A 12750-nucleotide genomic window follows, 5' to 3' on the forward strand; every position below is an offset into this window, starting at 1 on the left:
ATTATTTTTTTGATATTCATTCTTCAAGGAGGAAACGGAAATGAAATTACGTGAGCCAATGCCTGAATTAGTCGGAGCAACAACTTGGCTGAATGGCGAAGTAACGAAAGAGCAATTAATCGGTGAAAAACCAACATTAATCCATTTTTGGTCAATCAGCTGCCATTTGTGTAAAGAAGCAATGCCGAAAGTAAATGAGTTCCGCGATCAATATAAAGATAAACTGAACGTAGTAGCTGTTCATATGCCTCGCTCCGAAAAGGATTTAGATATTGATGATATTAAAAAAGTAGCGGAAGAACACGGGATTACGCAACCGATCTTTGTTGACAACGAACATAAATTAACCGATGCTTTTGAAAATCAATATGTACCTGCATATTATGTTTTTGATAAAAACGGCATTCTTCGCCACTTCCAAGCAGGAGGAAGCGGAATGAAAATGCTGGAAAAACGTGTTAATCGTGTGTTAGCGGAAACAGAAAACGCTGAATGATTTAACCATCTGCAAAACATTGCAGGTGGTTTTTCATTTAGAAACGGCTTTTCGCCTTTGAAAGGACTTGTTTTTATTGCTTCGAAGCTTTCAAAAGATAAGCATTTCCCATTTACCATTCATCCGGCATCCTTTTTCCAGCTCTTCAATCCTAAAGAAATGATTCACATTCCAAATCACAACATGCTATAATAAATGATGCTAGTTTGAACAAAAAGGAGCATAGGTGGATGGCAAAACAATCACAAACTTTTTCCATTATGAATCTATTAAAGGTGCTTTTGGCTGTCATCGTTATCCTTTTCCTATTTTATTTGCTTGCGTTTAACGACGTCGTCGTGCGTTTTATATCTCTGCTATTAAATGGATGTTTAGTTGTTCTCGCCTTCCTTGTCTATCGGAAAATAGACTATATGATAAAGATGAAAGAAGAACGAAAAGAGCCTATTCAAACCGAAAAGCTGCCTGATGAAACAGAAATGGCGCGAAAAGAACAGCAATTAAATAAACTGGAGCTTGATAAAACGCAATTGTTGGAGGAGCTATTAACAAAAGCCGGTATCGAAGAGGAAGAAAAACAAAAGTACCGAGCCAAAATTAGAGAAAAAGAGGATGAAGCTTCAAAGCTTCAACAAGAGCTGGCATTCATGAAAGGCCGGATTGCCAACTTGATTTTAAAAAGAGATCCTGAGATCGAGCGGATTGTCCTGCTGCTTGATGCGGATTTTATATTAAATCATTCGTTAGTGGAAATTAATCAAAGGTTTCAGGAAATTAGCGGCAGTTTTTCTGAACAATCCATCGAGCATTTGAAAAAGGCTAATTATATTGATCAACATTTGCAATTTACTCGAATTGGTTATCGTGAATTATTAAAGACGGCAAAAAGGATCAATTAACCGTTAGCTTGTATTTTTCTATATTTTATGATTTAATGAAATTAAATGAAAATTTCATAATATTAACATACCACTAGGGGAGCCGAAAGGCTGAGAAAGGCGTGTGCCTTGACCCTTTGAACCTGATCTAGATCATACTAGCGTAGGGAAGTGGTGCAGTAATATCGAAACCTGTCTATAGGTTTTGTATATACTTGCCCGTTCCCTTATATTGGGAACGGGCTTTTTGCATTACAAGGCTGGTTGGCAAACCATTTTTCAAAACAAAATGTTAAGAAAGGGGAGACAACGTGTTACAAACGCTATTTCAGCAAATTGATGAAAGGGAAGAAGAACTTCTGAATCTTCTAAAAACACTCGTATCGTTTGAAACGCCGAGCCCTCCGGCAAGAAATGCAAAAGAGGCTCAAAAGTATGTCGCCTCATATTTGGAAGACATCGGCTTTTCCATTGATCAATGGGATTTATATGAACAAGATCCAGTCGTAGTAGGAACGAAAAAAGGAAAAGATCCAGAAAATTACCACAGTTTAATTATTAACGGGCATATTGATGTCGCTTCAATCGAAGAGGGAGAAGAATGGCTAACGCCTCCTTTTGAGGCAACGGTTAAAGGGGATTACATATATGGACGCGGTGTAGCGGATATGAAAGGGGGAATGGCTGCCAGTCTGTTTGCATTAAAGCTGCTGCAAGAAAACGGCATTGAGCCGGGAGGGGATATCATTTTTCAGTCCGTCGTCGGTGAAGAAGTAGGCGAAGCAGGAACAAAATCGTGCTGCGACCGGGGATATCGAGCTGATTTTGCCATCGTTGTCGATTCAAGCAACTGTGAAATACAAGGGCAGGGCGGGGTGATCACGGGCTGGATTACGATTGAAAGCCCCGAGACATTTCACGATGGCACGAGAAGACAAATGATTCATGCCGGCGGGAAGCTTTTTGGGGCAAGCGCGATTGAAAAAATGATGAAAATTATTGAAGGACTGCGAGAGCTTGAACAGCATTGGGCAGTGATGAAAACGAGCAAAGGCTTTCCGCCTGGTTCTGCCACAATTAATCCAGCAGTGATTGAAGGTGGAAGGCACGCCGCTTTTGTGGCCGATAAATGTTCCCTTTGGATTACCGTTCACTATTACCCGGAAGAGCATTATGTAGAGGTGATCCGGGAAATTGAAGAACATATCCATCATGTTGCAATGGCTGATCCATGGCTTCGGAAATATCCTCCGAAATTTAAATGGGGCGGCACATCGATGATTGAAGATCGAGGAGAAATTTTCCCAGCTTTTTCATATGACGAACATTCACTCGGAGTGAAAACATTACAAAAAGCACATAAACTGGCATTTAATGAGGAAGCAAAGCTGACGATGTCCCCTACTGTGACAGACGGCGGCTGGCTGAGTGAAGCGGGAATTCCCGTCGTTTTATATGGACCGGGCACGCTTGAAGATGCACATTCGGTGAATGAAAAGCTGTCCATCCCCCAATTAAAAACATTTACAAAATCGCTGATCGCGTTTTTATTTGATTGGTATCAGAAAAAACGATGACAATTACAAAAGCTGCGAAAGGGGTAATTCAAATGTTTACAGACCGATTGTATAAAACTGCAAAACCGATTTGGGAAGCGAGTTACCATCATCCGTTTGTTCAAGGAATCGGCAATGGGACGCTGGATATCGACAAATTTCGCTTTTTTATGGAGCAGGATTATCTTTATTTAATCGAATACTGCCGCCTGTTTGCCCTTGGAAGCTTAAAGGCTCACAATCTTCAAACAATGACAGTTTTTGCTGATCTTCTACATTCGACGTTAAAAGTGGAAATGGATTTGCATCGTCAATACGCTGAAAGAATAGGAATAGAGAAGGAAAAATTAGAACAAGTTCAGCCTGCTGCTACAACCGTTGCATATACGAGCTATATGTTAAATGTGTCGCAGCGAGGATCATTGGCAGAACTGGTTGCCGCAGTCCTTCCATGTACATGGAGCTATTATGAAATCGGCACACGCTTACATGAGATTCCTGGTGCCAGTGAACATGAGTTTTACGGCGAGTGGGTAAAAATGTACGCATCAACAGAATTCGGTGAATTGGCAAAATGGCTGAAAGATTTAATGAATGAGCTTGCAGAAGGAAAACGGGAAGAAGAATTGAAATGGCTGGAAGATATTTTTGTCACAACGAGCAAATACGAATATATGTTTTGGGAAATGTCTGAACGAAAAGAAATGTGGCCAATCGAAATCAATTCTTAATATAGGAGAGAATGAACATGAAATTTTCTGAAAAAATTCGAACAAAAGCAGATCCGATATGGCAGGCCAGCTTCGATCATCCATTTGTAAAAGGTATTGCCGATGGGAGTTTGCCGCTTGAATGTTTTCGTTATTACGTTTTGCAAGATTCGTATTATTTAAGCCATTTTGCAAAAGTGCAATCGTATGGAGCGGCAAAAGCAAACGATTTATATACGACATCGCGAATGGCTCAGCATGCACAAGGAACATTTGAAGCGGAATTATCTCTTCATGAAACATTTGCCAAACAGCTGGGAATCACAGAGGAGGAGAAGGCGAATTTTAAGCCGGCCCCAACGGCGTACGCCTATACTTCCCATTTATATCGAGCGGCGATCAACGGTCACTTAGGCGATATTATTGCTGCAATACTTCCGTGCTATTGGCTATATTACGAAATTGGCGAAAAATTAAAAGATGCGAAGCCAAAAGAACCGATTTATCAACAATGGATTGCGGCTTATGGGGGCGATTGGTTTAAGCAGCTTGTCGAAGAACAAATTGACAGGCTGGATGAAATCGCACAACAAACGATAGAAGCCGATCTAAAAAGAATGGAAGAGCATTTTATCATCAGCAGTCAATATGAATTAGCGTTTTGGGAAATGGCTTACCGTTTAGAAAAATGGGAAGTGGAACCAAAAATCAGTCAATAAAGGAGTTTGATCATAATGAAAGGATTAAAACTGACAGACATTCTAGTAACAATTGTTATTTCGATCGTTTTTGGAATTGTTTATAAACTATGGGGACCGCTTTACTATGCGGTCAAGCCGATCGGGCTGCATGTCGACCAGCTCATATACGGTATGTGGTTTATTGCTGCGACGGTCGCCTTTCTTATTATTCGCAAGCCTGGAGTAGCGCTGATAGCGGAAACAGCAGCGGCATCTGCAGAATTTATAACCGGCTCTGAATTCGGCATAGAGGTTCTTCTTTACGGAATCGTCCAAGGACTATTTGCAGAGATCATTTTTGCGATTTTTCGATATAAAAAGTTTAATATCGGTGTTGTCATGCTGGCTGCAGCCGCTTCAGCAGCTGGTTCGCTAATTATGGATCTTTATAAAGGCTATATAGATGACTTAGTATTTTGGAACTTGCTATTATTCATTGGAGCTCGATTGATTGGCTCAATCATTATTGCCGGCGCGTTTGCCTATTATCTAGTGAAATCTTTGGAAGCAACAGGAGTGACTAATTTAGTAAGACCTGCGTCGCATGAAGATTATGACGCACTGAACTAGAGGTGGCAAACATGGATCTAGTATGCGAAGTGAAAAATTTACGATTAAAATATCCTGGAGAGGAATCCTTGCTTTTTAAGGATGTATCCTCTTCTTTCTATAAGGGAGAAAAAGTCTTGCTTCTTGGTCCTTCCGGCTGTGGGAAATCGACGTTTTTGCAGGTGCTAAGCGGTTTAATTCCAAAATCTATTGAAGTGCCGATGAAAGCAGAAAAAATCTTGACTCCGTCATCTTGGGGATATGTGTTTCAAGATCCTGACACGCAATTTTGCATGCCGTATGTAGATGAAGAAATGGCTTTTGTTTTGGAAAATTTGCAAGTGCAAAGAGAACAAATGCATGAAAAAATGCGAGTTTACCTGGAAATGGTCGGCCTTCATTTTGATGATCTTCATATCAGCATTCAATCATTATCAGGCGGCATGAAGCAACGGCTGGCGATCGCCACTGTTTTAGCATTGCATCCAGACGTGTTATTTTTGGACGAGCCGACTGCAATGCTGGATCCGGAAGGGACAAAAGCGGTATGGGACACGATGAAACAAGCAGCTCAAGATAAAACAGTTATCATCGTTGAACATAAAATTGATCATGTTCTTGACTTTGTCGACCGCATACTTTTATTTAATCAAAAAGGACAAATCGTCGCAGACGGTCCGAAAGAACAAATTTTTTCTCGGTATCGGAAAGAAATTCGCGAAGACGGCATTTGGTATCCCGGTGTATGGGAGGATTATCTTCGTGATAAGCAGGGGTATTACAAAAAGACCCCTTTAAAAGAACAGGTCGTGATTGAGCTTGAGCAATTTAAAGGATATCGAAAGAAGGAAGTCAAAATCGATGTACCATATGGAAAGGTTCATGCAGGTGAATGGATTGCGATAGTGGGGAAAAACGGCGCCGGAAAGAGCACTTTGTTACATTCATTGATGCAGTTTATACAAACGACCGGCACTTATTTGCTGTTAGAAAAAGAAGCAAAGAAAATAAAAAAGCTTTCCAACATGCTGTCGTTCGTTTTTCAAAATCCGGAATTTCAATTTGTCACCAATTCAGTTTACGATGAAATTGCTTATTCGTTGAGGATTGAACGGATGAAAGAAGAAGAAATTCGAACAAAAGTAGAAGAAATGCTCGAATTATTTCATTTACAGAAGCACCGCCATCAACACCCTTATCAGCTTTCAATGGGACAAAAAAGAAGATTGAGTGTTGCCGCTTCAATCATTAAAAAACAGCCGATCATGCTTTTAGATGAACCGACTTTTGGGCAAGACTCATCCAATACATTTCAGCTCTTGGAGCTTTTAGAACATTATCGCAAACAAGGGTCTACCATTTTGATGGTGACACATGATGAACAAATAGCAAAGCATATGGCGACAAGAGTTTGGCGGATCGAAGGCGGGAAGCTCGTAGAGGATGAAATTCATTCTTGTGAGGATGAGCAGATGTATGTTCAGATATAGGGGGATCTACAATGGATTTTGACATAAAAGAAACATGGCTGCATAAAATCAACCCGAGCTTAAAGCTATTGTTTCTGATCGTTTTATTTATTAGTGTTCTGTTTATTCACAACATTAATTTTTTAATCAACTACACAGTTTCCGCCTTTCTTTTATTTGCTTTTTTTACCGGTCATCCGATGAAGCGCATACTTTTATTGCTGATTCCATTCGTGCTTATTTTTGTGTCGACTGCTACCTCCATGATTTTTTTTGGAAAAGGTGAGACAACATGGTGGGAATGGGGGCTGATCCATATTACAGAAGAAAGCTTTTATCGCGGTCTTCATTTAGGATTTCGTGCCCTTATCTTCGCTCTGCTTGGGTTAATGTTTTCGTTAACGACAAGACCGGTTTTTTTATTTTATTCGTTAATGCAGCAATTAAAGTTGAAGCCTAAATATGCTTACAGCTTTATGGCAGGCATTCGTTTAATCCCTATTATGATCGAAGAGTTTCAAACAATACGGCAAGCGATGATTGTAAGAGGTGTCGAGCAAAGAAAAGGCTTAGCGAATTTTTTTCATAAATTGAAAGCATACTCGATTCCGCTGCTATCGCAAAGCATTCGCAGAGCGCACAGAATTGCTGTAGCGATGGAGGCGAAAAGATTTTCGAATGACACAAAAAGAACGTTTTACTACGAAATCGGGTTTTCCAAATACGATCTTTGCTTTGTCCTTTATTTTATAATCGCTATTTTGTTAAGCTACTATGCAGCTAAGATGCTTCCGTTTTTCCCGGTTACAGATGTAAGGTATATTGAATAAATGGCAGTCGGCTGCAAAATGCTTTTTCATAATCGCTGCATGGTAGATTTAAATGATTGAATAGTCCCGAAAGCATCCAAGTAAAGTGATTGTCCCAACTTACGAAACGATGGACAGTGTCAAACAATTTTTTCTGAAAAGGAACAAGAAGTAAACCATTTTGAAGCAAAAAGTGAATGAGTTTGTTTGATGAAAAAGAGCCTCTAGGGGAAACACCTAGAGGTATTTTTTTGAAAAATCATGTTAACATTTTTTCCGTATTTGTTGTATGAAGGAAAGGGAATCGGTATTTTTGTTATATAAAATTACATAAAGTGTTAAAAAGGGGGACAATAATGAAAAAAATTTTTTTATTTCTAACGATTTTCTCTGTAATTTTCGCAAGTGGATGTGCCATGTCTTCTGCTTTAGAGGAAAAGGAATCAAGCGATGGACAGAATAGCGAACAAAATGAAACGGATGTTGTGAAAGTCGGTATTCTCCATTCATTAAGCGGCACGATGGCGATCAGTGAAGTTTCTTTAAAGGACGCAGAATTAATGGCGATTGAAGAAATTAACAACTCAGGCGGGCTTTTAGGAAAGAAAATTGAACCGGTTATTGAAGACGGCGCATCTGACTGGCCGACTTTTGCTGAGAAAGCAAAGAAATTACTGCAACAGGATAAGGTAGCGACGATTTTTGGCGGCTGGACTTCCGCAAGCAGAAAGGCCATGCTGCCGGTAGTCGAACAAAATAAAGGCTTGCTTTGGTACCCCGTTCAATATGAAGGAATGGAATCTTCTCCGAACATTTTTTATACGGGGGCGACCACCAATCAACAAATTGTGCCTGCTGTCAGCTGGCTGTTAAACAATAAAGGGAAGAAGTTTTTTTTAATTGGCTCGGATTATGTGTTTCCGCGCACGGCAAACAGTATTATTAAAGCACAATTAAAAGCTGAAGGCGGAGAGGTAGTTGTCGAAGAATATACACCTTTAGGACATACTGATTACAGCACGGTCATCAATAAAATGAAAAAAGTGAAACCTGACGTAGTCTTTAATACATTAAATGGAGACAGCAATGTCGCCTTTTTCAAACAATTGAAGGATGCCGGAATCACATCGAAGGATGTTACTGTGATGTCGGTCAGCATTGCTGAAGAAGAAATTCGAGGAATCGGCGGTGAAGTATTAGCCGGCCACTTAGCGGTATGGAATTATTTCCAGACAACGGATATACCAGAAAACAAAGCGTTTGTTGAAAAATATAAAGAAGCTTATGGTGAAGAGCGTGTAACGGATGATCCGATTGAGGCGGCTTACATAGCTGTTCATTTATGGGCAGAAGCAGTAAAAAAAGCGGGATCTTTTGAGGTTGAAAAGGTCAAGGAAGCTGCGAAGGGAATCGAGTACAAAGCTCCGGGCGGCACGGTAAAAATAGAAGGGGAGAATCAGCATCTGTGGAAAACAGTAAGAATCGGCGAAATTCAACCGGACGGCCAATTTAAAGAAATTTGGAATTCTGGTGAGCCGGTGAAGCCGGATCCGTATTTAAAAAGCTATTCTTGGGCGGAAAAATTATCTAAAAATAATGAATAATCTAAATTGATAGGAGTGAACAGCTTGTCAATTTTCATCAGTCAACTGTTTAACGGGCTGAGCCTTGGATCGATCATGTTATTGATCGCCCTTGGCTTAGCTATAACGTTTGGCTTAATGAATGTCATCAACATGGCCCACGGTGAATTAATTATGGTCGGTGCGTATGCAACCTATGTAATGCAGCTCATTTTTTCTAAATATTTGCCGGAAAACTTGTTTAATTATTACTACTTTATTGCTATACCGATTTCATTTCTCGTTGCTTCGTTTATCGGTTATCTGCTTGAAAAAGGAATCATTCGTTTTCTATATAATCGACCAACAGACAGTCTTTTGGCCACTTGGGGAATTAGTTTGATTTTGCAGCAGATTGCCAGATCCATATTTGGCGCTCCGAATGTTGCGGTTGTTGCACCTGCTTGGATGGATGGAGGCTGGCAAATATTTGGCATTACATTGCCTTATAAAAGGTTGTTGATTTTATCTCTGTCAATCGTTTGTATCGCTTTGCTTTATTATTATTTAAACAAAACGTCTACCGGTTTGAGAATAAGAGCGGTCACGATGAATAGAAATATGGCCTCTTGTTTAGGAATTTTTACAAGAAAAATAGATTCTCTAGGCTTTGCTCTCGGAGCTGGATTAGCCGGAATCGCTGGCTGTAGCTTAACTTTATTAGGACCGATCGGCCCTACAATTGGAACGTACTATATTGTCGATGCGTTTATGGTTGTCATTTTAGGAGGAATTGGCGGATTGAAAGGGACGATTATCGGCGCATTTGGCATTGGAATGCTTAGCACTGTTGTTGAATATTCCTTCGGCGCCACGATGGCAAAAGTCATTGTATTTGCAGTGATCATTTTATTTTTGCAGTGGAAACCGTTAGGTATTTTCTCTTATCGCACAAGGGCATTGGATTAGGAGGACGGATTATGCGCAGAAAACAAATGATTTATCTGTTATTTTTCCTGATTTTACTTCTGGCCCCGTTTTATTTAACCGAATTCCGCTTAGCGTTGCTCGGAAAATTTCTTTGCTATGCGATCATTGCAGTAGGAATCTGTCTTATTTGGGGGTACACCGGGATATTAAGCTTAGGTCACGGCGTGTATTTTGGGATTGGAGCTTATTGCATGGCGATGTATTTAAAATTGGAGGCTTCAAAAGGAGCGTTGCCGGATTTTATGGAATGGAACGGAGTGCAGGAGCTTCCGTGGTTTTGGAAGCCCTTCTTTAATCCTTTCTTTTCCATAATGGCAGCAATTTTCATACCAGCTATGCTGGCAGCGGTTTTGGGCATGCTTACGTTTAAAAACCGGATCAAAGGCGTCTATTTTTCTCTTTTGTCACAGGCAGTCGTTGTTGTCGTCGTCACACTTTTAATTGCCAAACAGGATTTGACAGGCGGTACAAACGGATTAACCAATTTTAGCACCGTTTTTGGGTTTTCTTTATCCTCACCAATAGTACAAATTGTTTTATATGCTATTACCGTTTTCGCTTTGTTTGCCATTTTTATGTTATCTGTTTGGATTACCAAAAGCAGACTTGGCCATGTATTAATTGCCATTCGGGACGGCGAAAACCGCCTTCGGTTTTTAGGATTTGATCCGGCTGTTTTTAAAGTGTTTATTTACAGTTTATCGGCTTCGTTTGCCGGAATAGCTGGCGCGTTGTTTGTTTTGCAGGTCGGTCTCATTTCTCCTTCGATGATGGATATTATCCCTTCAATTGAAATGGTTTTATGGGTAGCCATCGGCGGCCGTCATTCGTTATTCGGCGCCATAATCGGAGCGATTTTAACAAACGGAGCCAAAAGCTTTTTCAGTGAAACATATCCGGATGTTTGGCTTTTCTGCTTAGGCATTCTATTCATTTTGATCGTTGTTTTTTTCCCGAAAGGAATTGCCGGGTTGTTCGAAGCTTTTCCAAAGCGTATTGCGAAATTTTTTGAAAAAGGTGTGAAAAAAGGTGAATCCGATTCTGTCGTGTCATGATATTATTGTTGATTTTGACGGCTTTAAAGCGCTTCAAGGTGTCAATTTAGATGTTCATCACGGAGAAATTCGTTTTTTAATTGGTCCGAATGGTGCGGGCAAAACGACTCTTCTTGATGTCATCTGCGGCAAAACAAAAGCAGCAGATGGAAAAGTGATGTTTCAAGGAGTAGATTTGACAAAGCGGAGAGAGCACGAAATCGTTCGGCATGGAATCGCTAGAAAATTTCAAAATCCGTCCGTTTTTACTGAATTAACCGTATTTGAAAACATGGAGTTATCGATCAAACAAAATAGAAATCTTTTTTCCGTTATGAAGGCGAAATTAACCGCGGATGAAAAAGACGAAATTACGGCAATGCTTGAGAGAACCGATCTTTTAGATCGAGCTTATGACCCAGCAGGCTTGCTGTCCCACGGCCAGAAACAATGGCTTGAAATCGGCATGCAGCTGCTGCAAAAACCGGAAGTTTTACTTCTTGATGAACCGATTGCCGGCATGACTGGGGCGGAAAGGGAAAAAACCGGCTTGTTTATTCAAGAAATAGCTGAGAAATGCGCAGTGCTGATTGTTGAACATGATATGGATTTTGTTCGGAATTTTGCTGAACAGGTAACAGTTATGCATGAAGGGAAAATTTTGTGTGAAGGTTCCATGGAGGAAGTGCAGCAAAATGAGCTTGTTGCAGAGGTTTATTTAGGAAGGGAGGCAAAGGTGTGCTAAAAATATCTAGTTTGAAAGCAGGATATGATGAAACGATGGTGTTGAATAATGTTCATCTTGAAGTTGAAAAAGGAAAGGTCGTTTCCATTCTGGGAAGAAACGGGGCGGGAAAAACAACATTGATCAAAACGATTGTTGGATTGTTAAAGCCGATGGACGGGACTATTTATTGGAATGATCAGGAAATTACACATGAGCTTCCGGAAAGGAGGGCAAAAAAAGGAATCGGATATGTTCCCCAAGGCAGGGAGATTTTCTCTTCGCTGACTGTGGAAGAAAATCTCATTTTAGGCTTTGAAGCTGTTTCGAAAAAGATAGAAAAAACGCTTGTTTTAGAGGAAATTTTCGAGCTTTTTCCTGTTTTAAAGGAAATGTTGAAGAGAAAAGGAGGAGATTTAAGCGGCGGGCAGCAGCAGCAATTGGCCATTGCGAGGGCTCTTGCCGGGCAGCCCGAGCTATTATTGCTGGACGAACCGATGGAAGGGATTCAACCATCTATAGTAGAGCAAATACAGGAGGTCATTGTAAAAATTGCGTCCAAAAAAGGAATTGGCGTCGTTTTAGTTGAGCACAGCATAGATTCAGCATTTGCCTGTTCTGATGAATACTATATTTTGGACAAAAGAACTGTTGTATCAAAGGGTGTAGTAAAAAACACAAATATTGAAGACATTCAACAATATTTAGTAGTTTAATTTAAAACTTCCTCCTCCCCCTAGAAAAATTTTTTTAAATTTTCCATGTTAAAAAATATAACATAACACTTGGTGTTTCACATAGTGTGAATTATATTTGTAATAAAAAATAACATAAAAACACCTTTTATCTTCAACCCATTGAGGGAAATGGAATGTAAGAAAATCGTGTTATTTTTGATTGTCTGTTAGAAAGGAAGGGTGTTATGAAGCTGACAGCCCGAGAGCAGGAAAAATTGATGGTCGTTGTTGCTGCAGATTTAGCGCGCAGAAGGCAGAGAAAAGGCTTGAAGCTGAACTATGCGGAAGCAGTGGCCATCATCACATATGAGATTATGGAGGGCGCAAGGGAAGGACGGACGGTTTCGGAGTTGATGCAATATGGCACAAAAATTTTAACTAGAGATGATGTGATGGAAGGCGTTCCGGAAATGATCGAAAATATCCAGGTGGAGGCAACATTTCCAGACGGAACGAAGCTTGTAACCGTCCATGATCCGATCCGGTAAAAGAGGTG

The 12750-nt window shown here is 40.2% G+C and carries 14 protein-coding genes and 1 riboswitch; all 14 genes read left to right on the forward strand.

The features are described from left to right. Positions 1–40 precede the first annotated feature (40 nt). The 14 genes from RI196_RS07265 to RI196_RS07330 all read left to right on the forward strand — a co-directional run bounded on the left by RI196_RS07265 (position 41) and on the right by RI196_RS07330 (position 12742). Complete coding sequence (locus tag RI196_RS07265; protein ID WP_063386849.1) at positions 41–496, forward strand: TlpA family protein disulfide reductase; 456 nt, start codon at positions 41–43, stop codon at positions 494–496. A 230-nt stretch (positions 497–726) separates the two neighbouring features. Continuing rightward, positions 727–1395: a hypothetical protein gene (locus RI196_RS07270; protein WP_063386850.1), complete on the forward strand. Its 669-nt coding sequence runs from the start codon at positions 727–729 to the stop codon at positions 1393–1395. A 65-nt stretch (positions 1396–1460) separates the two neighbouring features. Next, positions 1461–1561, forward strand: a riboswitch (TPP riboswitch). Between the two features lie 124 nt (positions 1562–1685). Then, positions 1686–2951: an acetylornithine deacetylase gene (locus RI196_RS07275; RefSeq protein WP_311067163.1), complete on the forward strand. Its 1266-nt coding sequence runs from the start codon at positions 1686–1688 to the stop codon at positions 2949–2951. Positions 2952–2983: 32 nt separating this feature from the next. Further along, on the forward strand, positions 2984–3661 hold the full coding sequence (gene tenA, locus RI196_RS07280; RefSeq protein ID WP_063386916.1) for a thiaminase II: 678 nt from the start codon (positions 2984–2986) through the stop codon (positions 3659–3661). 17 nt (positions 3662–3678) lie between these two features. Then, a complete protein-coding gene (tenA, locus tag RI196_RS07285) occupies positions 3679–4359 on the forward strand; it encodes a thiaminase II (RefSeq protein WP_144598343.1) in 681 nt (226 codons plus the stop codon). Positions 4360–4374: 15 nt separating this feature from the next. After that, on the forward strand, positions 4375–4950 hold the full coding sequence (locus RI196_RS07290; protein ID WP_063386853.1) for an ECF transporter S component: 576 nt from the start codon (positions 4375–4377) through the stop codon (positions 4948–4950). A gap of 11 nt (positions 4951–4961) precedes the next feature. After that, a complete protein-coding gene (locus RI196_RS07295) occupies positions 4962–6419 on the forward strand; it encodes an ABC transporter ATP-binding protein (protein WP_311067164.1) in 1458 nt (485 codons plus the stop codon). 11 nt (positions 6420–6430) lie between these two features. Continuing rightward, complete coding sequence (locus RI196_RS07300) at positions 6431–7228, forward strand: energy-coupling factor transporter transmembrane component T family protein (RefSeq protein ID WP_063386855.1); 798 nt, start codon at positions 6431–6433, stop codon at positions 7226–7228. Positions 7229–7563: 335 nt separating this feature from the next. Beyond that, positions 7564–8811 (forward strand): urea ABC transporter substrate-binding protein, encoded by a 1248-nt coding sequence (urtA, locus tag RI196_RS07305; protein ID WP_311067165.1) that lies wholly within the window; start codon positions 7564–7566, stop codon positions 8809–8811. 24 nt (positions 8812–8835) lie between these two features. Beyond that, entirely contained in the window at positions 8836–9738 is a 903-nt protein-coding gene (gene urtB, locus RI196_RS07310) for an urea ABC transporter permease subunit UrtB (RefSeq protein WP_094245564.1), read from the forward strand. A gap of 11 nt (positions 9739–9749) precedes the next feature. Then, positions 9750–10814 (forward strand): urea ABC transporter permease subunit UrtC, encoded by a 1065-nt coding sequence (urtC, locus tag RI196_RS07315; RefSeq protein WP_311067166.1) that lies wholly within the window; start codon positions 9750–9752, stop codon positions 10812–10814. Then, complete coding sequence (gene urtD, locus RI196_RS07320) at positions 10789–11538, forward strand: urea ABC transporter ATP-binding protein UrtD (RefSeq protein WP_063386859.1); 750 nt, start codon at positions 10789–10791, stop codon at positions 11536–11538. Before urtC ends, urtD begins: the two co-directional genes overlap by 26 nt. Then, positions 11532–12233 carry an urea ABC transporter ATP-binding subunit UrtE gene (gene urtE / locus RI196_RS07325; protein WP_094245567.1) on the forward strand — a complete coding sequence of 234 codons (702 nt, stop codon included), beginning with the start codon at positions 11532–11534 and terminating at the stop codon, positions 12231–12233. The genes urtD and urtE overlap by 7 nt, the downstream gene beginning before the upstream one ends. Before the next feature lie 206 nt (positions 12234–12439). Further along, a complete protein-coding gene (locus RI196_RS07330) occupies positions 12440–12742 on the forward strand; it encodes an urease subunit gamma (RefSeq protein ID WP_063386861.1) in 303 nt (100 codons plus the stop codon). Positions 12743–12750 lie beyond the last annotated feature (8 nt).

It is taken from the genome of Aeribacillus composti, from assembly GCF_031760945.1.
In the GTDB taxonomy this organism is placed as follows: Bacteria; Bacillota; Bacilli; order Bacillales; family Aeribacillaceae; genus Aeribacillus; species Aeribacillus composti.

Coding starts and splice junctions, on each gene's coding strand:
- RI196_RS07265 (WP_063386849.1), top strand. CDS start 41: ATGAAATTACGTGAGCCAATGCCTGAATTAGTCGGAGCAACAACTTGG.
- RI196_RS07270 (WP_063386850.1), top strand. CDS start 727: ATGGCAAAACAATCACAAACTTTTTCCATTATGAATCTATTAAAGGTG.
- tenA (WP_063386916.1), top strand. CDS start 2,984: ATGTTTACAGACCGATTGTATAAAACTGCAAAACCGATTTGGGAAGCG.
- tenA (WP_144598343.1), top strand. CDS start 3,679: ATGAAATTTTCTGAAAAAATTCGAACAAAAGCAGATCCGATATGGCAG.
- RI196_RS07290 (WP_063386853.1), top strand. CDS start 4,375: ATGAAAGGATTAAAACTGACAGACATTCTAGTAACAATTGTTATTTCG.
- RI196_RS07295 (WP_311067164.1), top strand. CDS start 4,962: ATGGATCTAGTATGCGAAGTGAAAAATTTACGATTAAAATATCCTGGA.
- RI196_RS07300 (WP_063386855.1), top strand. CDS start 6,431: ATGGATTTTGACATAAAAGAAACATGGCTGCATAAAATCAACCCGAGC.
- urtA (WP_311067165.1), top strand. CDS start 7,564: ATGAAAAAAATTTTTTTATTTCTAACGATTTTCTCTGTAATTTTCGCA.
- urtC (WP_311067166.1), top strand. CDS start 9,750: ATGCGCAGAAAACAAATGATTTATCTGTTATTTTTCCTGATTTTACTT.
- RI196_RS07330 (WP_063386861.1), top strand. CDS start 12,440: ATGAAGCTGACAGCCCGAGAGCAGGAAAAATTGATGGTCGTTGTTGCT.